Raw genomic sequence first — 23,395 nt, forward strand, 5'->3', positions numbered from 1 at the left:
CATAACGAGGAGGAAAAAAGTTGGCTAAAACAGCAGAGGTAGCTTACAATTCACCTATTTATCTTCAGCTTCGGGAAGTAGTACGTTCTAAAATCGAGGATGGTGAGTATGCTCCAGGTACGGCCATCCCATCGGAAAATGTTCTGGCAGGTACCTACGGAATCAACCGTCTGACCGTCCGCAGCGCCATTGACGCGCTGGTGAATGAGGGTCTGTTAAAGCGTATCCAGGGCAAGGGCGTGTACGTTGTGGCCCAGATCGAGAGGGACCTAGAGGTGCTGGGAGGATTTACCCAGACCATGGATGAAAAGCATGTGCAGAATAAGCGCAAGATCCTGCTGAAAGGCCAGCGGAAGGCCGGAGAGAAATACGCGGCAATCTTTGGAATCAACGAAGAAGATATGCTGTATTATATCAAGCGTCTGGACTATGCAGATGAAGACCCTATTGCCATTCAGGAAATCTATATTCCCTATAATCTGGTACCCAAGATGGAAGGGATCGACCTGACAGTGTTCAGCATGTTTGAAATCTATAAATTCTATGGGATTAACCCTATGAGGGCATGGCAGACCCTGGATCTGGTTCAGCTGACCCAGTCCGATGCCAGGCTGATTAATATAAACAAAGACCAGACGGTATTCCTGTTCTCCTGCACCACCTATGACGAGGATGACCGTGTAATAGAATATTCGAAATCTTATACCCGTGGAGACAAGTGCAACTTCAATGTGCATTTCCATAAGTAGAAGGAAGGAGCAATTATGTTAAAATTTGACGAACAGAAGCAGATTGACAGTGTAAATGGCGTTCTGGCGCTGCGGCCGGAGATTGAGAAAGTTGTGGACGAAATCCAGCAGAGAGGTTTTGACGGAATTTATTTCATCGGAATCGGTGGAACCTGGGCTTCCGGCATGCAGGCGGAGGTCTATATGAGGGGAAGAAGTTCCATTCCGATATATGTGGAGAACGGCGCGGAGTTCATTACCACCGGCAACAAGCGTTTCACCAAGGAATCCATCGTAATCTTCTCATCTGTGACGGGAAGCACCGAGGAGATGGTAAAGGCCATTGAGAAGGTACGGGAAGCCGGTGCCAAGGTGTTTGGTTTCGTTGACAAGCCGGATGCCCCCATGGTGAAGCTATGCGACTGGTGCATTTCCTACCCTATGAATGAGCAGCTGAAGTTCTATATGGTAGCCAACCGTTTGATGTTCAACAACGGGGAGTTCCCTGAGTACGACCAGTACAACGCAGAGATGGAGGCCCATCTGGCCCGGGCCCTGGTGGAGGTTGAGAAGGAAGCAGACCAGTGGGCGGCCGGATTCGCCAGAGATAAATATGAGTATTTCAAGGCACGCCCGGATATGCCCCACTATTTTGTGGGCGGCGGTAACCAGTGGGGAGCCACTTACTCCTATGCGATGTGCTACTGGGAGGAGCAGCTGTGGATCCGCACCAAATCCATTACCAGCGCTGAATTTTTCCATGGTATGCTGGAAGTTATAGACGCGGAGACTCCTGTCACTTTGTTCATCGGAGAGGACGAGCAGCGTCCCCTGGCAGAGCGCGTGAAAGGTTTCCTGCCCAAGGTCTGCAAGAACTACACTGTCATAGATACGAAGGATTATGAACTAAAGGGAATCAGCCGGGAATTCAGAGGCTCTGTTTCACACCTGGTGATGCATGCGGTAAACAACCGTGTGGATGCCCATATGGAGGAGGAGTTCCGTCATCCCATGGTGATCCGCCGTTACTACCGCCAGTTTGACTATTAATAACGGGAGGCAGACGGAAATATCGAAGATTACCATGGATCAAATCGGGGTGATGAGCGTTCAATACGTCCATTATTCCCTGGAATATTATCTGGACTCCATGAAAAAGATTGTTATAAAATTACAAATACGCATTGAAAAGGGTTTTTAATCCTCATCAATGCGTATTTTTATAGAAGGTGAGGCTCAAAGTCTGTACATCATAAGTAGTATCAGGATATGAGTTTTAGGAACCCTTTTTTCAAATCTATAATTTGTAAATCTAAAAAAAGAATATGAATCTGAAAATCGTTTATTTCATTTATACGGTTCTTCCTTTATAATAATAGTAACAAACAAAATAATCTATTACGGAAGAGGGGGAACGAGATGTCAAAGGAACAGTATTTTGAAAACAGGAACAATTATATTACCTGCGAGGATAAGGCGTGGGTCACAGATTACTGTCAAAGGAACTGGCCGGAGGAAGTGAGCCATATCCTCCGCATTGCAGATGATGCAGTGGAGCATATATTTTTGTTTGATCTGCGGTGGGATATGGAACGAACCTATGTACCGGTGCATTTTGACCAGGAAGTGGATTGGCACTACATGCCGGGAGATGACCCGGAATTTATTTTTCAGTTCAACCGCCACCAATTCTTCATATGCCTGGGACAGGCATATGCCATAACCGGTGATGAAAAATATGCAAAGGCTTTTGCAGAGCTTTTGGATTCCTGGATAAAGAATAACCCTCTGACTGAAGAAACCAAGCAAACCACATGGAGGAGCATTGAGGCCGGGATACGGGCTGAAACCTGGGTAAAGGCCATGGGCTATTTTAAGGGCAGCCCTTCTGTGGATGACGGACTTGTAAAGGCATATATGGATTGTCTCACTGTACACGCGGAATACCTGATGACAACCTACAAACATTTCCAGATCAAGAGCAACTGGGGAGTCATTGAGAACCGTGGCCTAATGGAGATTGCGCTTGCACTTCCTATCTGCGACCGGACAAAGGAATACTTAGATGCGGCGCTTACGCGCCTCAGTGAAGAGATGGATGTGCAGATCGCTGATGATGGAGTACACTGGGAGCAATCCCCCATGTATCATAATGAGGTGTTCCACTGTTATCTGGAAGTGATGCGGCTGGCAAGGCGATACGGCATTAAGCTTTCAAAGAAAAAGACGGAAAAAGTCCGGCAAATGGCCTATGCAAATATTGCATGGAAAAAGCCGAACCATTGCCAGCCCATGCAGGGAGACAGTGATGAAACCGATCTCAGGGATTTATTGGCTCAAAGTGCCTGGTTGTTTGCAGACCCGGTACTGAAATTCTGTGCTTATGACAAAATGGATTATGACGGAGCCTGGGACTTCTTAAAAGAAGGGATTGAGGGCTACGGGAAACTTGATGCAAAAGAACCGGATTTCTTAGACAGAGTTATGGAAAGAACCGGAAATCTTTTTGTCCGGTCCGGCTGGGATGAAAACGCGGATTATTTCCACTTCCGCTGTGGATTCCTGGGGGGAGGCCATGGCCATTCTGATAAACTGCACGTGGATCTTGTGATCAACGGGGAGGATATCCTCATGGATACAGGGCGTTACCATTATGTGCCCGGTGAAGCAAGAACCTGGTTTAAAAGCGCCCTTGGCCACAATGTTCCCCTGGTAGACGGCCGTGACTATTTAAAGTGCCGGGATGCATGGGGCGTGGATAAGATGTCCGCAGCGTATTTTGGCGGCTATAAGAAAAAGGACGGATACCGCTATATCCAGGGAAGCCACGGTGGATATTTAAACGGAGAAGAGGGAAACGTGTGGATCACCAGAAAAGTGCTGGCAATTGATACGGACCTTTATCTGATCGCTGATGAGTTCTTCTCCAGAGAAAAGCACACATACCAGCAGCTTTTCCATTTTAACAACCAGGGAAAGGTTTCCCGCTCCGGACGCACTGTTCGCTATAATGGGAGCGGTTCAGACGGTGAACTGACGGTTCTGACAGAAGGATGTGAGATGAAGTTGTCAGATGGCCGGATTTCCAGAAATTATAACCAGATGGAGACTGGAAAGCAGCTTTTGGCCGGTAAAGAAGCAGACGGCTTTTCTTCCGTCATTTCTGTTGTCTCAGGAGGGAAGAAGAAGGAATACAAATCCCCGGAGCTTTCTCTTCTCCCCGTATTCGGCGCGGACCCAGCGGTTCCCTTAGATCCTTCTGATGCGGAGGCAGTATCTATTGGCTGGAAGGGAAAGAACTATGTGGTTATTTTGGCACACCGTGATATCGGGGATTCCTGTGACCTGCTTACAGCAGGGGGAGTGAGGGGACTTGGAACGGTGATTGTGTTTGATACAGAAAAGCAGAAGGTTGGTGGCACGGTACTTCACTGGTAGACAACCTGTAAGCGATAGATATAAGAAAAAGCAGCGTTTATCCGAATAGGAAAAACGCTGCTTTTTGCAATCGCCTATGTAAAAATGATGGTATACGTTTCTTAAAGGGAAATCCTCGCCTCAATCCAGTGAATCACATCATTGATGACCTCATTCCTGCAGTATTCATTAAAGATCTCGTGGAACAATCCTCCGTAGATCTTCATCTGCTTATCTTTTGACGGGGCAGATGCAAAAAACTGATAGGTGTCCTGAACGCTTACCAACCCATCCTTTTCTCCATGAAGCATGAGGATGGGGTACTTAAATGCTCCCACTGCCTCTTCAAACCAGGCAATTCCCTGGCAGAGGGCGTAGCATAAGCCGGTAGTAAAAGTTTTTGAATTATGGGGATCCTTGCCGTACCATTCAACGACCTCGGCTACGGAGCACACGCCTGCCCCCAGTTCGTTGGGAAGCTTTGTGTGGGGATCCAGGCCTTTCGGAACACTGCTTATGAGCCCCATATTATCCTTTGTCAATGCTCCGCTGGTAATGATGCCGCGAAGCTTCTTGTCCGGGTATTTTGCGCCGTATAAGGAAACGGTGAAGCCCCCCATGCTGTGACCGATTAAAAACACCGGGATATCCGGATTTTCCATGATTGCCATGTCCACCACCACATTGGTATCGTCAAGCAGCTCATGGAAGTCTTCATAGTGGGTCCGCTCCCCCTCAGAACGTCCGTGTCCCCTATGATCAAAGCGGTAGGTTGCGATTCCGGCTTTGTGAAACAGCTCAGCAACATAATCATACCTTCCCTGATGCTCACATAATCCATGCACAATAACAGCTGCCCCCCGGACGCCCTCTGGAACCTCCCTGTTTAAAAACAGCTTGGTTCCGTCAAATGAAGAAATCATTTCTCCCATAAAAATACCTCCTTTGAAACGTTTGTGTTAACATTTCCCTTATTATACCAGAATTATTTCTATTTTAATAGGAAGAAAGCCATGAAAAGCAGGAAAAAAAATTCGCAGGTTATTTGTGGGATTTGATAGCTTTACAGGAAAGAATGGCCGGGAGCATATCTTTTTTCCCTAGCTATTCTTATCTAATTATAATTGTGTTAGGTACTAATGACGGTGAATTGAAAAAATGCAAAAAAAACATAGTCAAATTACACAAATTATTAGAAAAAATTTAGACATAAAACCTAGAAAAATTCGCTATAAATTAAAATCTTTAGGATTAGAACATATTTTGGGTTAAAAAATTAATAATAATTTTAGAATTTCAGGCGAAAAATTGTCTCAAATGTTCAAACAATTAACTGCATTAATAAGATGTTATGAAATTTGCAAAAAGTTGACAATTATCGCAGATGAAAGTATGATACACGGTAGACCTCTGCAATATTGTATATTTAAGAGTACAATCTGTAAATCTGGTATAATATATAAAGGGGAAGACAGTTTAAGAAAGGAAGTGAGCATTACGGAGGATTTGGCAGAGAAGTTATTAGAGGAACTGAACTGCGAAACGGTTTTTACCATTCCGATATTCGGAGGCATTCCCATTGCTGAATCAGTAGTGGTGACATGGATTATCATGGCTGCACTGACACTCCTTTCCATCATTCTGGTGAGAAATCTTAAGGTTGAGAATCCTGGAAAGAAGCAGCTGGCGCTTGAAATGACAATCGGCGGAATTTACAATTTCTTTGAAGACTTAGTGGGGGAAGAAGGGAAGAGATATATTCCTTATCTCATATCAGTGGGTATTTATCTCGGAGTGGCTAATTTGATTGGTCTGGCAGGTTTCAAGCCGCCTACCAAGGATTTAAATACCACTGCAGCGCTTGCTGTCATGAGCATACTTCTGATAGAATATTCAGGCCTTCACAAAAAAGGGGTAAAAGGTTTTATAAAAGGCTTTGCAGAGCCGTCACCTATCATAGCCCCTATTAACATCCTGGAATTATTTATTAAACCGCTTTCTTTGTGTATGCGGCTTTTTGGTAATATCCTGGCGTCATTTGTAGTTATGGAATTGCTTAAGCAGTTTGCAGCACTCCTTGTACCAATTCCGTTCAGTTTTTATTTTGATATTTTTGACGGATTGATTCAGGCGTATGTATTTGTATTTTTGACTGCCCTTTTCATTAAGGAATCGGTAGAGTAAACAATAGTATATTAAAAGGAGAGATTATTATGTTAATAGCAATTGGAGCAGGAATCGCAGTATTCACAGGTATTGGAGCAGGAATCGGTATTGGAATAGCAACCTCTAAAGCAGTGGATTCCATTGCAAGACAGCCGGAGGCGGAAAGCAAGATCAGCAAGGCCCTGCTGTTAGGCTGTGCGCTTGCAGAGGCAACTGCCATCTATGGTTTCGTTATAGCCCTTCTCATCATTTTATTCCTTAAATAATTAACAAGGTCAGGATTAAAATGGAAAAATTGAAAAGAAAGGCAGGCGGTACAGATGCTTAGACTGGATATGAACTTTGTATGGACTATCGTGAATCTCATCGTCCTGTATCTTTTGCTTAGGCATTTCCTCATAGGGCCGGTTATGAATGTGATGAATAAGCGGCGGGGAATGATTGAGCAGAGTATTTCAGATGCCAGGAATAAGGAGGTTTTAGCAGCGGATCTTAAAAAGCAGTATGAAGAAAAGCTGGCTGCCTCCTCGGATGAGGGATCAAAGCTTATTGAAGAAGCGAGAAACCAGGCAAAGGCCCAGTATGACCGGATCTTAAAGGATGCGGAGGAAGATGCAGGCCGTCTGATGGTCGAAGCCAGGAAACAAGCTGAGGCTGATCAGGAAAAGGCTTTGCGTGAGGCCAAGGCGCAGCTTGCGGGCATAGTTATCGCAGCAGCGGCCAAGGTGGTTAATCAGGAGGTGAGCGCCAGGGCAAATCAGGCGCTTTACGATTCATTTATAGCAGAAGCAGGTGATTTTCATGATGCAGGCAGCAATTAATTACGGGCAGGTGCTTTATGAGCTCTCTGTTCCAGAAACAGCCATTGAGGAAACGGCTCTGGCACTAAAGACTGTGCCGGAGCTTAAGCGCGCTCTTAACAGCCCTGTGGTTGCAAGGAGCAGCAAGCACCGGATTATTGACCGCGTATTTCCTGCTGAGATCAGAACCTTTTTAAAGGTTTTGGTAGATCGCCGGGATGTAGATCTTGCAGATGATATTTTTAATGCATGGCGTGCCTGTGTTTGCAGACAGGAAGGAATCCTGGAGGCTTCCCTTTTCTACGTGACAGAACCGGAGGAAGAACAGCTTCGTGAGATCAAAGCAATGCTGTGTAAAAAATATGAAAAACGTGATGTAAGGCTTCGCCTGACTCAGGACCCCGGTTTGATCGGTGGATTCGTCATCCGCGTAGGAGATGTGGAGACTGACTGGAGCTTAAAGGGACGCCTTAGAGAATTGGAACAAAAAATAATGCGGAGGTGAAAAACGTGGCTTCCATCAATTCAGATGAAATAATTTCTATATTGAGAAGTGAGATTGAAGATTATGACGCTCATGCCAGGGACCAGGAAGTTGGAACTGTTATAAGCGTCGGCGACGGCATTGCAACGGTTTATGGAATTGACCGTGCGATGTACGGCGAAATCGTTATTTTTGATAGTGGAATCAAGGGAATGGTACAGGACATCAGAAAAGAAGATATCGGATGCATCCTGTTCGGTTCCGACCGGGACGTTAGGGAAGGTTCCAAGGTAACAAGAACGAAAAAGCGTGCCGGAATTCCGGTAGGCGAGAAGTTTGTGGGAAGAGTGGTCAATGCTCTTGGTGCTCCCATTGACGGGAAGGGAGAGATCATCTCTGACGATTACCGTCCCATTGAACATGAAGCACCAGGCATTATTGACCGTAAGAGCGTGTCTGTTCCAATGGAAACAGGTATTCTTGCCATTGACTCCATGTTCCCCATCGGACGGGGACAAAGAGAGCTGATCATCGGCGACCGTCAGACCGGTAAGACTTCCATCGCCATTGATGCTATCTTAAACCAGAAGGGAAAAGGCGTGATCTGCGTTTATGTAGCGGTTGGACAGAAAGCATCTACCGTTGCAAAGCTGGTGAATACCCTGTCACATTACGGCGCTATGGAATATACCATTGTGGTATCTTCTTCGGCCAGCGAACCGGCACCCTTACAGTATATCGCACCTTATTCCGGTACTTCTCTTGCAGAGTATTTTATGTACCAGGGAAAAGATGTGCTGATCGTTTATGATGATCTGTCAAAGCATGCGGTGGCATATCGTTCCCTGTCTCTGCTTTTGGAGCGTTCTCCTGGTCGTGAGGCTTACCCAGGCGACGTATTTTATCTTCACTCCAGGCTTTTGGAGCGTTCCAGCCGGTTGAATGAGGAAGCAGGAGGCGGTTCCATTACCGCACTGCCCATCATCGAAACCCAGGCCGGTGATGTATCGGCTTACATTCCGACCAATGTCATTTCCATTACAGACGGTCAGATATTCTTAGAAAGTGACCTCTTCTTCTCCGGTATGAGACCGGCAGTCAACGTAGGCCTTTCCGTATCCCGAGTAGGTGGAGCGGCTCAGGCCAAGGCTATGAAAAAGGCTGCGGGAAGCATCCGTATCGACCTGGCACAGTGCCGGGAGATGGAGGTGTTTACCCAGTTCAGCTCGGATCTGGATCCGGCTACCAAGGAGCAGATCCAATATGGTAAGGGGCTTACGGAGCTGTTAAAACAGCCTTTATGCCATCCTTTGAGCCTTCATGCCCAGGTGATCAGCCTGATTGTAGCTAATAACCGTCTGCTTTTGGATGTGGAAGTTACAAAGATAAAAGAATTTCAGAGAGAATTGCTGGCATTCTTTGATGAGCGCTATCCGGAAATCGGAAAGGAAATTGAAGAGAGCAGGGCGCTGTCTGACGAGCTGAAGCAGAAGATTATTGATGTGACAGCCGAATTTAAACAGAAACGGGTGTAGGATATGGCAAATGCGAGAGAGATACAAAGCAGGATGAACAGCATCAAAAGTACCATGAAGATAACCAATGCGATGTATACCATTTCCTCGTCAAAGCTGAAAAGGGCAAGGAAAGCCCTGACTGATACGGAGCCTTACTTTTATGCGCTGCAAAGGACCATTGACAGAATCATAAGGCATACGCCCGAAATTGACGACCCGTATCTGGATACCAGGCCGCATATTAAGAAAGAAGACCGTAAGATCGGATACATTGTGGTAACGGCTGACAAGGGGCTGGCTGGTTCTTATAATCATAACATTTTTAAACTGGCTCAGGAGCAGATTGACAAGGGCGGAAATCCCATGTTGTTCGTAGTAGGTGATCTTGGGCAGCAGTATTTTACGAAAAAGGGAATATCGGTGGAACAGGATTTCCGGTATACCGTTCAAAAGCCAAATATGAGCCGGGCCAGAATCATTGAGGAAAAGATCGTGGATTACTTCCTGTCAGGAAAGCTGGATGAGGTATATATGATCTACACCAGAATGGTGAATGCCATGAAAATGGAGGCTGAGATCGAACAGCTTCTTCCCATTCCTAAGCACCGGTTAAGCCAGAGCGTACCAATTAATGTGCATTTGGAAGAGATCACCATGAAGCCATCTCCACAGGCAGTGATCGATGCCATCGTGCCCAATTACATTGCAGGCTTTATCTACGGAGGTTTGGTGGAATCTTATTCCAGCGAGCAGAATTCCAGGATGATGGCGATGCAGGCCGCAACAAAGAGTGCTCAGGAGATGCTTGACGAACTGGCGATTACCTATAACAGAGTCCGCCAGGCGGCCATTACCCAGGAAATCACCGAGGTAATCAGCGGTGCAAAGGCCCAAAAGAAAAAAAGGAAGAAAGCATAGTATCATCGGATGTTTCGGTTAACTTTAGAGAGGAGGAGTCCTCACGACTGTGAGTAACAGAATATGAATATAGGAAAGATCGTTCAGGTCCTTGGACCTGTAGTAGATGTTGAGTTTTTTGAGAGCAGTGACCTTCCCCGCATTAAGGACGCCCTTGAGGTGAATAATGAAGGGAAACGCTGCGTAATGGAAGTCGCACAGCATATGGGAAACAGCACAGTCCGCTGCATCATGCTGGCTTCCAGCGAAGGGCTGTATAAAGGCATGGAGGTAACCGCTACTGGAGAAGGTATTAAGGTTCCGGTAGGCGAGCAGACTTTGGGACGCCTTTTTAACGTGCTTGGAGAGACCATTGATAACGGCGGTACCTTAGATGGCGGTCCGGAGTGGGTCATTCACAGAGATCCGCCGGCCTTTGAGGAGCAAAGCCCTGTGGCAGAGATTCTGGAAACGGGAATCAAAGTCATTGATCTTCTGGCTCCCTATGCAAAAGGCGGAAAGATCGGTCTGTTCGGCGGCGCCGGTGTTGGTAAGACGGTTCTGATCCAGGAGCTGATCCATAACATTGCCACGGAGCATGGCGGATATTCTATTTTTACCGGTGTTGGAGAGCGTTCCCGTGAGGGAAATGACCTTTGGACCGAAATGGGAGAGTCCGGCGTTATATCAAAAACTGCCCTGGTATTCGGTCAGATGAATGAGCCGCCGGGTGCACGTATGCGTGTGGCTGAAACAGGACTTACCATGGCGGAATATTTCCGTGACGAAGAGCATAAGAATGTACTTTTATTTATTGATAATATTTTCCGATTCACCCAGGCGGGTTCTGAGGTTTCCGCACTTCTTGGACGTATGCCCTCTGCGGTAGGTTACCAGCCTACCCTGGCTACGGAAATGGGCGAGCTTCAGGAGAGAATCACTTCCACGAAAAATGGTTCCGTTACTTCTGTACAGGCGGTTTATGTACCGGCTGATGACTTGACGGATCCGGCTCCTGCAACTACCTTTGCCCACTTGGATGCCACCACTGTTTTATCCAGAAAGATCGTAGAACAGGGTATTTATCCGGCGGTTGATCCTCTTGCGTCAAATTCCCGGATCCTGGAACCAGATGTGGTAGGGGAAGAGCATTATGAGGTAGCCCGTAAGGTACAGGAATTACTTCAGAAATATAAAGAGCTTCAGGATATTATCGCTATCTTAGGTATGGAAGAGCTGGGAGATGACGATAAGACTACGGTTTACCGTGCAAGAAAGATCCAGAAATTCTTATCCCAGCCATTCTCGGTAGCTGAAAACTTTACCGGTGTTGCAGGTAAATACGTTCCCCTTAAGGAAACAGTCCGGGGCTTTAAGGCAATTGTAAGCGGAGATATGGATCAGTATCCGGAAACTGCATTCTTTAATGTGGGAACCATTGATGAGGTAATTGAAAAGGCCAGGACATTAGAGGCTTAGCTTGGAGGTGCTGCCTGTGAGTAAAAAAACATTTTTCCTTCAGGTTCTTGCCAGTGATAAGGTGTTTTACAGAGGTGCTTGCCAGACGCTTATCATTCCTCTTACAGACGGAGAGAAGGCAATTCTTCCCCATCATGAGGACATGGTCATAGCGGTATCCATAGGGGAAATGCGTCTGTTGGATGAAAATGGCCAATGGGTTCATGCTGCTGTTGGAAATGGCTTCATCCAGATCGTCAACAACCGTGTGACACTTCTTGTTGACACTGCCGAGCATCCGGAGGATATCGACGAGCGACGAGCAGAGGAAGCCAGGGAAAGAGCAGCCGAGCAGTTAAGACAGAGTAAAAGCCTTCAGGAGCATTCTCATTTTGAGGCTTCTTTAGCCAGATCTCTGGTCAGGCTGCGTACAAAACACAAACATGAGCTTTGACAGGAAATGATGATAGAAAAAAAGAAGGATATCCGGGGGAAGAAATCTGCCTCCGGATATCCTTTTTTCTTAACCCAATGCCACGTCTAAAATCATCATAATCAAAAATCCGAACATAACGCCAAGAGTTCCCACATTGGAATGTTCTCCTAAATGAGCCTCAGGAATCAGCTCTTCCACCACTACGTACATCATGGCGCCGGCCGCAAAGGACAGAAGCCATGGCATGAGCGGTTGGATGCTGCCTGCCACGATTACGGTAAGGATCCCGAATATAGGCTCGACGATCCCGGACATGCTGCCACGTAAAAATGCTTTTCCGGTAGAAAGACCTTCCTGCCTTAAGGGCAGGGAAATGGCAGCGCCTTCCGGGAAGTTCTGAATGCCGATGCCGATAGCAAGGGCCATGGCAGCGGTATAAAGAGACGGATCGCTTCCGTGCTGGGCAGCCAGGGCAAAAGCCAGTCCAACGGCCATACCTTCCGGAATGTTATGGAGCGTTACAGCCATAACTAACAGGGTAGTCCGTTTCCAGGTGGAAGAGAGTCCTTCCGCCTCATTGGCTCCGCGGCCATTCATGTCGGGATGAAGGTGAGGAAGAAGGGTATCCAACAATATAAGAAATAGTACTCCCAGGACAAATCCTCCGGCAGCGGGTATCCAGCCCGGAGTCCCGCTTGCTTCGGCTTCTTCGATGGCCGGAATGAGAAGCGACCATACGGAAGCCGCAATCATTACACCGGCAGCAAAGCCGAGGAAGATTCTCTGGACAGACTGGTTTACATCCTTCCGGAAAAAGAATACGACCGAAGCCCCCAGAGTAGTCATAAGAAATGTAAACCCGGTGCCGCCGGCAGCCCACAAAACAGGTGTCATAATAGGCCCTCCTTTACTGTTTAAAGTCAGCGGTTCTGACTGTATTTTCACTGCTTTAACTATATCATAACCTCTGTTTGGACGCAATGAGATAAATTCCCTTTCCATTTCCGACAGATTTATGCTAAAATAGACCTGATTTTACATATAAATACCCTTCGGGTATTCTTTACGCAAAAGAGCATGGGAAACAAATAGAAAACACCCTTCGGGTATCGTTTTATACCCAAAGAGCATGGGCAACGAATAGGAAAGGAATCTGGTTTATGAATATAAAAATAAGATGGAAAAGGCGTACTGCCTATTCTTTGTTTCTGGCAGCAACAGCGGCTTCTTTGTTAGCAGGATGCAATAAAACAGAAACAGCCACGGGACTTGGAAAGGATGCCACGCCATCCATTGCCATATCGTCAGAAGTAAAAGAAGAACTGCAGCCTATTGATGCGCTTACCCCTGGGGGCGTTCTGATGCCAAGGCTTCTTAAGGTACCGGAACAAAAGGAAAGTCCTATCCCTGATTATTTGCGGAACGGGGTGGAGCATCCGGTGGTGGCCAGCCTTCAGGAGCGTCTGATGAATTTGGGCTTTATGGATAACGACGAGCCCACCCAGTACTTTGGAAACGTGACTGAGGCGGCTGTTAAGACCTTCCAGCGTCAGAACAGCCTGGCTCAGGATGGAATTGTAGGGCCTGAGACGCTGACTGCCATCATGTCGCCGGACGCTAAATATTACGCCGTGTCAAAAGGTGTGGAGGGTGAAGATATATCACGGATCCAGAACCGCCTTTATGAATTAGGGTACCTTGCCAATGCGAGCCAGGTATCTGGCTCTTTTGGGGATGAAACGGAAGCTGCGGTCATGAAGCTTCAGGAGGTAAACGGCCTAAACATAGACGGAAAAGTAGGACGTCAGACTATAAATCTGCTCTACAGTGAGGAGATCAGGCCCAACTTCCTGGCTTATGGAGAAAAAAGTGATGTGGTATTAACCAGCCAGCAGCGTCTAAAGGAGCTGGGGTATTTAACAACTACTCCGGATGGAGCTTATGGAAATGATACGGTGATAGCGGTGAAGCAGTTCCAGTCCCGGAATGACTTAGTTGTGGATGGGTATTTAGGACCTTCTACCCGGATCACTTTAATGAGTGCAGAGGCGCAGCCAAATGGTTTGACCCTTGGCGAGCAGGGAGAATCAGTTACCAGGATCCAGCAGCTGTTACAAAAATACGGGTACCTGGCTTCCGCCAATGTGACAGGATATTACGGTGAGTTGACGGAAACGGCGGTTAAGGCATTCCAGAACAACAATGGACTGAAAGCGGATGGTTCAGTGGGACAGCTTACCATGAGTAAGCTTACAGGAAGCGGCATAAAATCCGCAGGCTCTTCCGGATCATCAGGCGGTTCCTCCAAGGGCAGTACCGTTAAGGGAGGTTCTGGGGTAAGCGGTCTGCTTTCCATTGCCAGATCCAAGCTGGGCCGCCCCTATGTTTGGGGAGCCAAGGGGTCGGAGTCCTTCGACTGCTCAGGATTTGTTTACTGGTCTCTCAACCAGGCCGGCGTCAGACAGAGCTATCTAACCTCTTCCGGTTGGAGAAATGTAGGAAAATATACGAAGATCACCAGCTTTGGAAACCTGAAGGCAGGCGATATCATTGTAGTAAGCGGCCACGTGGGAATCGTAGCCGGAGGCGGAAGTGTCATCGATGCTTCTTCCAGTAACGGACGTGTAGTAGAACGTTCTTTAAGCTCCTGGTGGAAGAACAACTTTATCTGCGGCTGGCGTATATTTGGATAGGAATGGTTCAGAATAATGAGTATGAAAACACAGAAAAAAGCAATTAATATGGTAACTGATTCACCGGGAAGGGCCCTTTTGCTCTTTGCCCTTCCCATGATTCTTGGAAATTTATTTCAGCAGTTTTATAACATCATAGACTCTGTGGTGGTCGGACGGTTTGTGGGGGAAGAGGCTCTGGCATCGGTAGGTGCCTCCTATTCCATCACAAACGTGTTTATTGCCATCGCAGTAGGAGGCGGTATCGGCAGTTCCGTGGTAGTGTCCCAGTTTTTAGGGGCAAAACAGACCGGAAACATGAAAACCGCCATATCCACCACTCTTATCAATTTTTTGTCCATAGGAGTGATACTGGGCGGTCTGGGGCTTCTTTTTAATCACCGGATTTTAAGCTTCATGAACACCCCGGAGAATGTATTTTATGATGCCTCGGTGTATCTGGGCATTTATTTTATAGGATTGCCCTTCTTATTCATGTATAATGTGCAGGCTTCTGTTTTTCAGGCCCTGGGAGATTCAAAGACTCCCTTATATCTGCTGGTCTTTTCCTCTCTATTAAACGTAGTGCTGGATCTTCTGTTCGTGACCCAGTTTTTCATGGGGGTAGCCGGTGTGGCGATCGCCACTTTGATAGCCCAGGGGCTTTCAGCGGTCATGTCCTTTCTCGTTTTGATGAAGCGGTTAAAAGGGTATGAGACAACAGAGCCGTTTCGGCTTTATGACTGGAATATGATGCTCCGTATGATGCAGGTCGCCATTCCCTCCACCCTTCAGCAGTCCATTGTCCATATCGGAATGCTTCTCGTCCAGTCCGTTGTCAATGTATTTGGTTCTGCGGTCATGGCGGGCTTTGCGGCAGGAACCAGGATTGAATCCATCTGTATTGTTCCCATGCTTGCCCTGGGTAATGCCATGTCCACCTACACCGCACAGAACATAGGTGCAGGAAAGACAGAACGGGTAAAAACAGGCTACCGTTACTGCTATCTTATGGTAGGGATTTTTGCAGTTATCATATGTGTTATCATGGAGACTTGGGGAGATTGGTTTATACGAAGCTTTTTAAATGAAGGCAGTGCAGAGACTGCATTTCAGACAGGCATGGATTATATCCGGTTCATTTCATTCTTCTATATCTGCATTGGCTTCAAGGCGACCACAGACGGGCTTTTGCGCGGTGCAGGAGATGTGATGGTATTTACTGTCGCCAATCTGGTAAATCTGGCGATCCGGGTGTCGGTAGCGGCTGTGTTCGCTCCCATTATTGGCGTCCAGGCCGTTTGGTTTGCGGTTCCAATGGGCTGGACAGCCAATTATATTATATCATTCATCCGGTATTTAACGGGAAAGTGGGAGAGGATACGGCTTATTTCTTGATAGGGAAGGCCAAACCTGCTTTAAATAGATCTCCGTCAATGTAAAGCCTTAATTCCCCGTCCTGAAGTTCGGCCAGGCTTTTAGCGATGGAGATCCCCAATCCGCTTCCTTCCGTGGTCCGGGCAACATCCCCCCTGACAAAGCGCTCGGTCAGCTCGTTCGCGTTGATGTTTAACGGGCTTTGGGATATATTCTTCATGGTGAAAACCGCCATGTTCTCTTCTACGGTAATATCTACGTATACCCGGCTGTGTTCCATGGCATACTTGAACGCATTGTTATAAAGATTCTCAAGCACCCGCCACAGATACCGGCCGTCCGCCTCGATCAGGATGGACTCATCCGGAAGGGTGGAAACCAGCTCCAGGTTGCGGAGGGCAAATTTTTCTTCAAATTCTCCGTTGGTCTGGTGGATGAGCTCTACAAAATCAATGCTGGTAATCTCCAGCTTTAAATTTCCGGAGCTTGCCTTTGAGGCTTCCACCAGATCTTCTGTCAAAGTCTTTAACCGCTGGGACTTCTGTTCCAGAACTTCTAAGTATCCCTGAATCTTTGGATCCTGAATCTTTTCCCTTTTTATAAGATCCACATAGTTTATGATGGATGTAAGAGGAGTCTTAATATCGTGGGACACATTGGTGATTAAGTCCGCCTTTAAGCGCTCGCTCCGTACCTTTTCCTGGAGTGCGGTTTCCAGTCCGGTGCTGATGTGATTGATGTTTTCAGCCAGTTCCCGTTCTTTTCCGTTAAATGTCAGGGTATCGATCTTATAAGTGGTGTCCCCTCTGGAAATATTAAAAAGGGCCTCATTGATCTGATCCGTTTCCCATGCATTTTTGTACATCTGATGGAAGATCCAGAAATCCAGGCTGAAAAGCAGCAAAGCAACCACCCCCATAAGGATCCGGGACTCTAAGCTTTTATAGGTAAATAAAAGGAAGGCAAAGGCCATTGTCATGGCAATGTTAAAGACCAGGAACAGTGCATATGAAAGCATGATCCGTGTGGTAAAGCGGTGGTTTTTAAAATACAGGGACAAGTTTTTAAGTCCCCGGTAAATAAGGCTTCCGGACCAGAGATTACCTGCTTTATACCGTTTTAAAAGGCTTAAAGCAGCGGACAGTCCTGCTGCGTAATAAATGAGGACCCGAAGGGCCAGCTCTGCGTAATCCCATTGGTCAACGGCAAAGAAGAGGTGGATAATCTTATATGCCAGCTTGTTAGCAAGTAACAGGGCAAGGATGGAAGCCCCGAAATACAGGAGCAGACAGCTTTCTGCAGGGAGCCGGTCGACCCGTCTCAGAGGGCCGCGGCCTTGTTCCTTGTCAGGCAGGCCGGTCAGGCTTACCAGAGCGTACAGGGTAGCCATGCAGCCCAGAATTCCCAGACACAGGCTGATCATTCCGGTGATAAATAACAGGCGCATGCGATCATAAGAAGCGGAAGCCAGGGCGTAAGCATCCCTATAGGGGTAAGAAGTATCCACGGCTACTGTCATATGATAATTGCCGTTGTTATAAGGATTCATCTTTTCCAGCAGGGAAGAAACATTCTTGGGAACTGTGGTTAAGTTGGAATCCACGTAAAGTGCCTCTCCTGTTACGTAAAGGTATCTTCCCATGGTCTTAAAGTCATTGATGGTTTTGCCGGAAACGTTGCTGTATAGCTTATAATCCTCCTCAGTATTCTGATAGAGAATTTCAAACTTTAAATTACTGGGGTTCTGGATATAACGGTAATAAAAAGAATAGTAGTTGCCCAGGTGGGTCAGCACCTCATAGGCCAGCTGGTCCATGGTGAGAAATGCTTCTCCAGGCTCCGTTATCTTAAAATCCGGTTCATAGGCCCTGTAATCCACCCGTACATACGAATCAGTGTCTTCCGCAGACGGCTGCCCTCCGCTTACCTTAAACTGCTCATTCAGATAATAGCCCAGGGATTTAGCCCTTCGTATCATCTCATCCACCGTGTATTCCTTTGTAGTTCCCGGTCCTTCCAAGACCCGGACAATGGGCTTTGAATAGTCAAGCTTTCCGTTGGTCTCAAATACTTCCTTATATTTTACATAATTAAAAATATCATCGATATCAGATTTAATCTGACGGGTGAATTCGGGCGTGTCCTCATAGGTTTCATGGTTGATCCAGCGGATTCCCTCTCCGTAGTGGGAATTGCTGTACATGATGGAAACGCCGACGACGACAAGAAGGGAGAAGAGCATGTGCATTAGGGCAGCAAAATCTTTTCTTTTTTTCATAAACGCTCCTATTGTTTCTCAATCTTATAGCCAACGCCCCATACCACTTTTAAATAGCGTGGTTCTCTTGGGTTAATTTCGATCTTTTCCCGGATGTGCCGGATGTGTACAGCCACGGTGTTATCGGCGCCGATGGCTTCTTCATTCCAGATCTGCTCGTAGATCTCGTCAATGGAAAATACCTTTCCCTCATTCTTAACCAGAAGCAGAAGGATGTTGTATTCAATGGGGGTCAGTTTAATCAGTTCCCCTTCTACAAAAACCTCCTTATTGTCGTCATTAATGGCCAGACCTCCGCATTTATACACCTGTCCGGCCGGCTGCTGGTTCATATTGCCAAGCTGGGTATAGCGGCGCATCTGTGATTTTACCCTTGCAACCAGTTCCAGCGGATTAAATGGCTTGGTGATATAATCGTCTGCCCCGATGTTTAGTCCCAGGATCTTATCCGTGTCTTCGGATTTGGCGGAAAGGATGATGATGGGGATACTGCTTGTCTCACGGACCTTTAAAGTAGTCCGGATCCCGTCAAGACCCGGCATCATCACATCCAGAATCATTAAATCTATTTCATGTTCTTCCAAAAGCTTTAGGGCATCGTAGCCGTCATAGGCCTTAATCACATGAAACCCTTCTCCTGTTAAATATATATCAATTGCTTCTACGATTTGTTTGTCATCATCACATACTAAAATATTTTGCATACGAAAACCTCCTTTTTCAATATTATACAACGAAGGCTGTAAAAAAGCACATTACATTTTTATGAACCTCGGAATCCCTTTATTTATGCGTGTTTAAAGGCTGCTATCTTTTCATATGACTGCATTTTGACTGTATTATAGTATGACTCCAGTTTATCCACTTTTACATCCGTGTATCCAAAATGAGTGTAAGTGTCCAGGGTGGTTTTTATATCATCGTGTCCTAAGAGATATTGTGCCTGCTTAATATCCACTCCAGCTTTGTAAAGATCGCTTGCGTAGGTATGCCGGAAGATGTGCGCGGTGATATCACTTGGCAACGGTGTTTTTGATACGGCTTGCAGTTTCTGAAGGATTTGATTCCATCGTCCATTAAAGGAGCCTAGGCCGATATAGCCGCCAGTTTTTGACTTGAATAGAATCCCGGATTGCCTAGACGTATACTCAAGTAAGACAGGAAGTAGAAGGCTCGGTATAGGGATATACCGTTTTCCCGCCATTGTCTTTGTGTACTCAAGCCATAATATCATCTCCTTTCGTGAGTTGTGATGCCACAACTTGTTTTTTGGTACAAAAATACGCCCCTTGCCAGGACGTTTCGAAAATGATATAATTCTACTGATGAGGTAGAGAATATCTTTCCGGAATGACCGGTAAGAGAAAATCTATGTAAAACCGTTCAGCATTGCGAGTGCTGGGCGGTTTTTGCTATATTATTTAGTGTGTACTAATTAATTGAGATTTGCGATAGCGTAGTCCGCTTCTTCTTGTGTGAATTTTTCTCCATGCACAGAAGTGAGCTGGTCATGAATGGCTGCAGGTGACATACTCATACTTCCCTGGTAGTCCTTGGCCTTTTCTAATGCATTTGCATTCCAATCAGCTTCAACGTGATCAATAGCATATTGTGCCTCTTCCGGTGTAAACCCTTCTCCGTGTTCTGATATCAATTGATCGTATATTCCCGCTTTCGACATGTGCATTGTATCGCTGTATGATTTTGCTTTATTCAGTGCGTTTACGTTCCAATCCATTTCAACGCTATCAATTGCGTACTGAGCGGCTTCTGGAGAAAATCTTTCACCGTATTCTGATACTAATTGATTATAAATTCCAGCTTTAGACATGTGCATAGCATCGCCGTAAGTCTTAGCTTTTTTAAGTGCGGATTTGTATTCGGTAGGTATGGACGTATTTTCTATGCTTGCTACTGCCGCGGTTGTTTCGGCAATTCCGTTTGTAGTTTTCGTTGTTGTGGTTTCTGTTGCGACTTCCATGGTCTTATTACCAGAACCGCCTCCTGCAGCTGCACCGATTATGCCAATTACAATAACTGCTGCAACAGTAATTAAGCAACCTTTTCCTTTCTGATTTTTTCGGCATTGCGGGCAGACTTTAGCTCCATAAGGAATTTCTGTCTTGCAGTGTTTGCAAATTTTTGTTGTTGGTTTTTCTTTTCCCATACTCTTTTCCCCTTTTCTATAGTTTGATTTATTAAAACGCCATAGGCTATTTTAATTCTTTAATATCTAGACAAAGCTTGTTACATAGCCAATTCTACAGAATTAGCGTCTTTCTTATTAAAGTCATCGTTAGCGATATGTAAGAGAGCGTGCTGGTATGCGAGCATTTGCCGCTCCTGGTTCAGTCTTGAATTTAATACAATAGTAAAGCTACCATCACAATTAGAGATCACTTGTTCTTCAACTCCACTATTCATATCTAAAAAATATACCCCTATCGCTTCAGTAAGCAAAGGATTGTTCATTCACATCAACACCCTTCATCATTATGTTTTTCTTCCTGCTGTTTCAGAGACTGCATAAAGTCTATGTGTGCTTTTAGTCTTTCGGGTGACAAGTCTCTTGCTGCATGGAATAATGACCGCAGATCAGGATTCTCAAAAATTTCCTGGGCTATTTCACGGGTTTCTTCGTTAGCATAGTAATGCTCTTTATTATCTCTATCTACGGTTCCATTCATAAGATAATCTACTGTGACCCCTAAACGGTTAGCTAATTGTTGTATTTTCGTAGCATTAGGCGTGCTTTTTCCAAGTTTGCTGATATATCCCTTGCCAAAGTCAAGTTCTTGTTCAAGCTGGTTCATTGAAATATTATTTTTCTTGCATAATTCTTTGATACGCTCTTTTAAGTCCATTTTGCGCTCCTTTAAAAACCGCAAAAAAAATCCTTGACATCCTGAAATAATCGCATAATAATAGCGATGAAAAATGTCTGGAAATTTTTAGTAATTTTGATTAACAGCCTAATTATAGAATATTTTCAGAAGTAAGTCAATATATTTTGGCGATTTTTTCAGAACTAAAAATGGAGGTGATACTACGAAACAAGAAGAGAATCAAATAATGGTATACGATAATGTTTGTGCTGCTGCTAAAAGATTTAATGTAAAGATGTTTTTATTATAAATGCGATTGAGAGACGGTTATTCCCGTCTCTTTTTTAATACATAAAAACAAACACAAGTGAGGTGGTGAGGCTTGGCATGAGCACTTGTCGGAAGATGGAGGCTTTTCTTTTATCAGAACTGGTGGTATGATGGAAGAAAATGGGAGGAGTAATAACAATGGGAAAAACAGATAAAGAATTAATAGTGGAAATAGTATGCAGCTAAATTGATACTTGGTGTGACTCAATATATTATATTCCAGTAAAGAACAATTACCTGGCTTTATGAGGTAGTGTATAATGCAATAGAAGGCTTAGGTAAGGTAGATTAATGATTAAAATATTTGTGTTAAATATGGAGGGGATTGTATGAAACAAATAAAAAGAATATTTTATATGACAACGATACTATCAACTAGTTTTACCATAACATCATTTGCAAATCGTTATAATCCAGAATCTCAAGTTGGACCATTGACAGAAGAAGATATACAAAATATTAATGCAGATCTGGCAGAACAGAATTATTTAGATAATCAGCCATCTATAGAATATGATGAGAATACGGATTGTTACTATGAAGACACTTATCCAAAAGCAAAGCCGGGAAGCTGGATGAGTAATGATATTGGAAAATGGTATCAGTTGGAAAATGGAAGTTATTATAAAAATGGCTGGGTTAGAATTGACGGAAAACGTTATTTTTTTGATGAAAACGGATATATGAAAATTGGTTGGATTCAAGTAGGAAACAACTGGTACTATACTAATGATACAGGAGTCATGGTAACAGGAGAACGCCGGATAGATGGGGTAACTTATAATTTTAATGCATATGGAATTATGAAAAATTAAAGGATAGATTTGATTATATTGAGAGATAGCTTTAGCTGTCTCTTTTTCTATACCCAAAACGACGAAAGGAGTGAGAGTGAATGGCATTAACGGCCAAACAGAAAGTATTTGCAGATGAGTACCTGATTGATCTTAACGCCACTAGGGCTTACAAGGTAGCATATCAATGTCAAGAAAGATGAAACGGCCAAAGCAGCCGCAAGTAGAATGTTAACTAATGTTAACGTTGCGGCTTATGTCGGAATGCAAATAGCCTGGGAATTGAAATGTGTGTAAGAAATAGCAGCGGAAATCTGGCAGACACAAGCCGGGACTGGTATTTTGAGGAGGCTACTGTACAGAAGGCTATAGAGCTGACCAAGGAGCTGATGGCGAAATATAATATACATGCGGACTGGGTGATCCGTCATCATGATGTAACGGGGAAAATCTGTCCAAATCCTTATGTATTAAACCACACCAAGCATACCTGGTACGGCTTTAAGGCGGCCCTTGCGGCTACACAGGAAAAGAAATCCGGGTGGAAACAGGAGGACGGGGGCTGGCGATATTACAATGGAGATACCAGCCTGCCGATTCGGAATGATTGGTTTCAGTATCAGGGCAAGTGGTACTGGTTTATTGGCACCGGAATAATGATCACAAACACATGGTATAAGTATAAGGGCGGCTGGTATTACCTCAACGCAGATGGTGTTATGCTCAAAGGTACACTGATCGCGGAATCCGGAAAGGTTTACTGTCTGGACGGTGAAGGCAAAATGACCACGGAGCCGGTGACGCTCACTCCGGATCAGGATGGAGCGTTGCAGTATCCGGGATTGGCGGAATAGGGTCCCAAAGGAATTCGTAAGATATTATTAATAGTATACCCTTAAGTTGGAACATATAATTATACTGGCAGGTACTAACTGCTGGCAATCGTGTATAGGATGGTAGGCCTCGATTCTACATAGAGTGGAGGTGTTGCTCATGAAGTATTTTGACTTTAAGGACTTAATGTCTTTTGGCATGTTCTTTCTGGCACTGCTGACATTCGTCTTATTGACGTGTCGCTAAATACAAAAAGCCTTCCCTGTACTTTGGCCGGTTGGGAAGGTTTTTGCTTTTCTAATTAGCCAACCACCCTGTGGCGATTGCCTTTTTTATTATATTATACCTACTGTTAAAATATTACAAGTACAGAATACTTTCA

Annotated in this window: 24 protein-coding genes; 16 read left to right on the forward strand and 8 right to left on the reverse strand. The window is 45.2% G+C overall.

Annotated features, from left to right (window positions below; all coding sequences use genetic code 11):
* The first annotated feature begins 20 nt into the window (after positions 1 to 20).
* The 3 genes from AC27IJ_RS22295 (at position 21) to AC27IJ_RS22305 (ending at position 4,166) form a co-directional block, all read left to right on the forward strand.
* Positions 21 to 749 carry a GntR family transcriptional regulator gene (locus AC27IJ_RS22295; protein ID WP_312440895.1) on the forward strand — a complete coding sequence of 243 codons (729 nt, stop codon included), beginning with the start codon at positions 21 to 23 and terminating at the stop codon, positions 747 to 749.
* Between the two features lie 15 nt (positions 750 to 764).
* Positions 765 to 1,778: an SIS domain-containing protein gene (locus AC27IJ_RS22300; RefSeq protein ID WP_312440896.1), complete on the forward strand. Its 1,014-nt coding sequence runs from the start codon at positions 765 to 767 to the stop codon at positions 1,776 to 1,778.
* A 369-nt stretch (positions 1,779 to 2,147) separates the two neighbouring features.
* The gene (locus AC27IJ_RS22305) at positions 2,148 to 4,166 is read left to right on the forward strand and encodes an alginate lyase family protein (RefSeq protein WP_487150860.1); all 2,019 of its coding nucleotides are present in this window, start codon (positions 2,148 to 2,150) and stop codon (positions 4,164 to 4,166) included.
* Between the two features lie 101 nt (positions 4,167 to 4,267).
* On the opposite strand, the gene AC27IJ_RS22310 is transcribed toward AC27IJ_RS22305, so the two are convergent.
* Positions 4,268 to 5,077, reverse strand: a complete 810-nt coding sequence (locus AC27IJ_RS22310; protein WP_487150862.1) for a lysophospholipase — start codon at positions 5,075 to 5,077, stop codon at positions 4,268 to 4,270.
* Between the two features lie 556 nt (positions 5,078 to 5,633).
* Here AC27IJ_RS22310 and AC27IJ_RS22315 point away from each other — a divergent pair.
* The 8 genes from AC27IJ_RS22315 (at position 5,634) to atpC (ending at position 11,921) form a co-directional block, all read left to right on the forward strand.
* The gene (locus AC27IJ_RS22315) at positions 5,634 to 6,329 is read left to right on the forward strand and encodes a F0F1 ATP synthase subunit A (RefSeq protein ID WP_312440899.1); all 696 of its coding nucleotides are present in this window, start codon (positions 5,634 to 5,636) and stop codon (positions 6,327 to 6,329) included.
* Positions 6,330 to 6,358: 29 nt separating this feature from the next.
* On the forward strand, positions 6,359 to 6,577 hold the full coding sequence (atpE, locus tag AC27IJ_RS22320) for an ATP synthase F0 subunit C (RefSeq protein ID WP_025230540.1): 219 nt from the start codon (positions 6,359 to 6,361) through the stop codon (positions 6,575 to 6,577).
* Positions 6,578 to 6,631: 54 nt separating this feature from the next.
* Positions 6,632 to 7,132 carry a F0F1 ATP synthase subunit B gene (gene atpF, locus AC27IJ_RS22325; protein WP_312440900.1) on the forward strand — a complete coding sequence of 167 codons (501 nt, stop codon included), beginning with the start codon at positions 6,632 to 6,634 and terminating at the stop codon, positions 7,130 to 7,132.
* Positions 7,113 to 7,616, forward strand: a complete 504-nt coding sequence (gene atpH / locus AC27IJ_RS22330; RefSeq protein ID WP_312440901.1) for an ATP synthase F1 subunit delta — start codon at positions 7,113 to 7,115, stop codon at positions 7,614 to 7,616. The genes atpF and atpH overlap by 20 nt, the downstream gene beginning before the upstream one ends.
* A gap of 5 nt (positions 7,617 to 7,621) precedes the next feature.
* A complete protein-coding gene (gene atpA / locus AC27IJ_RS22335) occupies positions 7,622 to 9,130 on the forward strand; it encodes a F0F1 ATP synthase subunit alpha (RefSeq protein WP_312502420.1) in 1,509 nt (502 codons plus the stop codon).
* 3 nt (positions 9,131 to 9,133) lie between these two features.
* On the forward strand, positions 9,134 to 10,030 hold the full coding sequence (atpG, locus tag AC27IJ_RS22340; protein ID WP_487150866.1) for an ATP synthase F1 subunit gamma: 897 nt from the start codon (positions 9,134 to 9,136) through the stop codon (positions 10,028 to 10,030).
* 63 nt (positions 10,031 to 10,093) lie between these two features.
* Entirely contained in the window at positions 10,094 to 11,488 is a 1,395-nt protein-coding gene (atpD, locus tag AC27IJ_RS22345) for a F0F1 ATP synthase subunit beta (protein WP_312440904.1), read from the forward strand.
* Between the two features lie 16 nt (positions 11,489 to 11,504).
* Positions 11,505 to 11,921 (forward strand): ATP synthase F1 subunit epsilon, encoded by a 417-nt coding sequence (atpC, locus tag AC27IJ_RS22350; RefSeq protein WP_312440905.1) that lies wholly within the window; start codon positions 11,505 to 11,507, stop codon positions 11,919 to 11,921.
* A gap of 69 nt (positions 11,922 to 11,990) precedes the next feature.
* Here the strand turns inward: atpC and AC27IJ_RS22355 are convergent, their stop codons facing one another.
* Complete coding sequence (locus AC27IJ_RS22355) at positions 11,991 to 12,797, reverse strand: ZIP family metal transporter (protein WP_312440906.1); 807 nt, start codon at positions 12,795 to 12,797, stop codon at positions 11,991 to 11,993.
* 266 nt (positions 12,798 to 13,063) lie between these two features.
* On the opposite strand from AC27IJ_RS22355, the gene AC27IJ_RS22360 reads away from it, so the two are divergent.
* A complete protein-coding gene (locus AC27IJ_RS22360; RefSeq protein ID WP_313256732.1) occupies positions 13,064 to 14,596 on the forward strand; it encodes a C40 family peptidase in 1,533 nt (510 codons plus the stop codon).
* A gap of 15 nt (positions 14,597 to 14,611) precedes the next feature.
* Complete coding sequence (locus AC27IJ_RS22365; protein WP_312440908.1) at positions 14,612 to 15,973, forward strand: MATE family efflux transporter; 1,362 nt, start codon at positions 14,612 to 14,614, stop codon at positions 15,971 to 15,973.
* Here AC27IJ_RS22365 and AC27IJ_RS22370 read toward each other — a convergent pair.
* The 6 genes from AC27IJ_RS22370 to AC27IJ_RS22395 form a co-directional block, all read right to left on the reverse strand.
* A complete protein-coding gene (locus AC27IJ_RS22370; RefSeq protein ID WP_487150870.1) occupies positions 15,963 to 18,230 on the reverse strand; it encodes a sensor histidine kinase in 2,268 nt (755 codons plus the stop codon). The two genes, AC27IJ_RS22365 and AC27IJ_RS22370, sit on opposite strands and share 11 nt — an antisense overlap.
* Positions 18,231 to 18,238: 8 nt before the next feature.
* Complete coding sequence (locus AC27IJ_RS22375; protein ID WP_312440910.1) at positions 18,239 to 18,934, reverse strand: response regulator transcription factor; 696 nt, start codon at positions 18,932 to 18,934, stop codon at positions 18,239 to 18,241.
* Between the two features lie 83 nt (positions 18,935 to 19,017).
* Entirely contained in the window at positions 19,018 to 19,464 is a 447-nt protein-coding gene (locus tag AC27IJ_RS22380; protein WP_313256734.1) for a tyrosine-type recombinase/integrase, read from the reverse strand.
* A 201-nt stretch (positions 19,465 to 19,665) separates the two neighbouring features.
* On the reverse strand, positions 19,666 to 20,397 hold the full coding sequence (locus AC27IJ_RS22385; RefSeq protein ID WP_312440911.1) for an Ltp family lipoprotein: 732 nt from the start codon (positions 20,395 to 20,397) through the stop codon (positions 19,666 to 19,668).
* A gap of 80 nt (positions 20,398 to 20,477) precedes the next feature.
* Complete coding sequence (locus AC27IJ_RS22390; protein ID WP_312440912.1) at positions 20,478 to 20,702, reverse strand: hypothetical protein; 225 nt, start codon at positions 20,700 to 20,702, stop codon at positions 20,478 to 20,480.
* Positions 20,703 to 20,707: 5 nt separating this feature from the next.
* Positions 20,708 to 21,094 (reverse strand): helix-turn-helix domain-containing protein, encoded by a 387-nt coding sequence (locus AC27IJ_RS22395; protein ID WP_312440913.1) that lies wholly within the window; start codon positions 21,092 to 21,094, stop codon positions 20,708 to 20,710.
* A gap of 620 nt (positions 21,095 to 21,714) precedes the next feature.
* Between AC27IJ_RS22395 and AC27IJ_RS22400 the strand changes: the two genes are divergently transcribed.
* From AC27IJ_RS22400 to AC27IJ_RS22410, 3 genes are all read left to right on the forward strand, one after another.
* Positions 21,715 to 22,200: a hypothetical protein gene (locus AC27IJ_RS22400; protein ID WP_487150873.1), complete on the forward strand. Its 486-nt coding sequence runs from the start codon at positions 21,715 to 21,717 to the stop codon at positions 22,198 to 22,200.
* Positions 22,201 to 22,280: 80 nt separating this feature from the next.
* Complete coding sequence (locus AC27IJ_RS22405; RefSeq protein ID WP_331655612.1) at positions 22,281 to 22,382, forward strand: terminase small subunit; 102 nt, start codon at positions 22,281 to 22,283, stop codon at positions 22,380 to 22,382.
* An 84-nt stretch (positions 22,383 to 22,466) separates the two neighbouring features.
* Positions 22,467 to 23,033, forward strand: a complete 567-nt coding sequence (locus AC27IJ_RS22410) for a hypothetical protein (protein WP_487150876.1) — start codon at positions 22,467 to 22,469, stop codon at positions 23,031 to 23,033.
* Positions 23,034 to 23,395 lie beyond the last annotated feature (362 nt).

The sequence above is a fragment of the Lacrimispora sp. YZC11 genome, assembly GCF_057543815.1.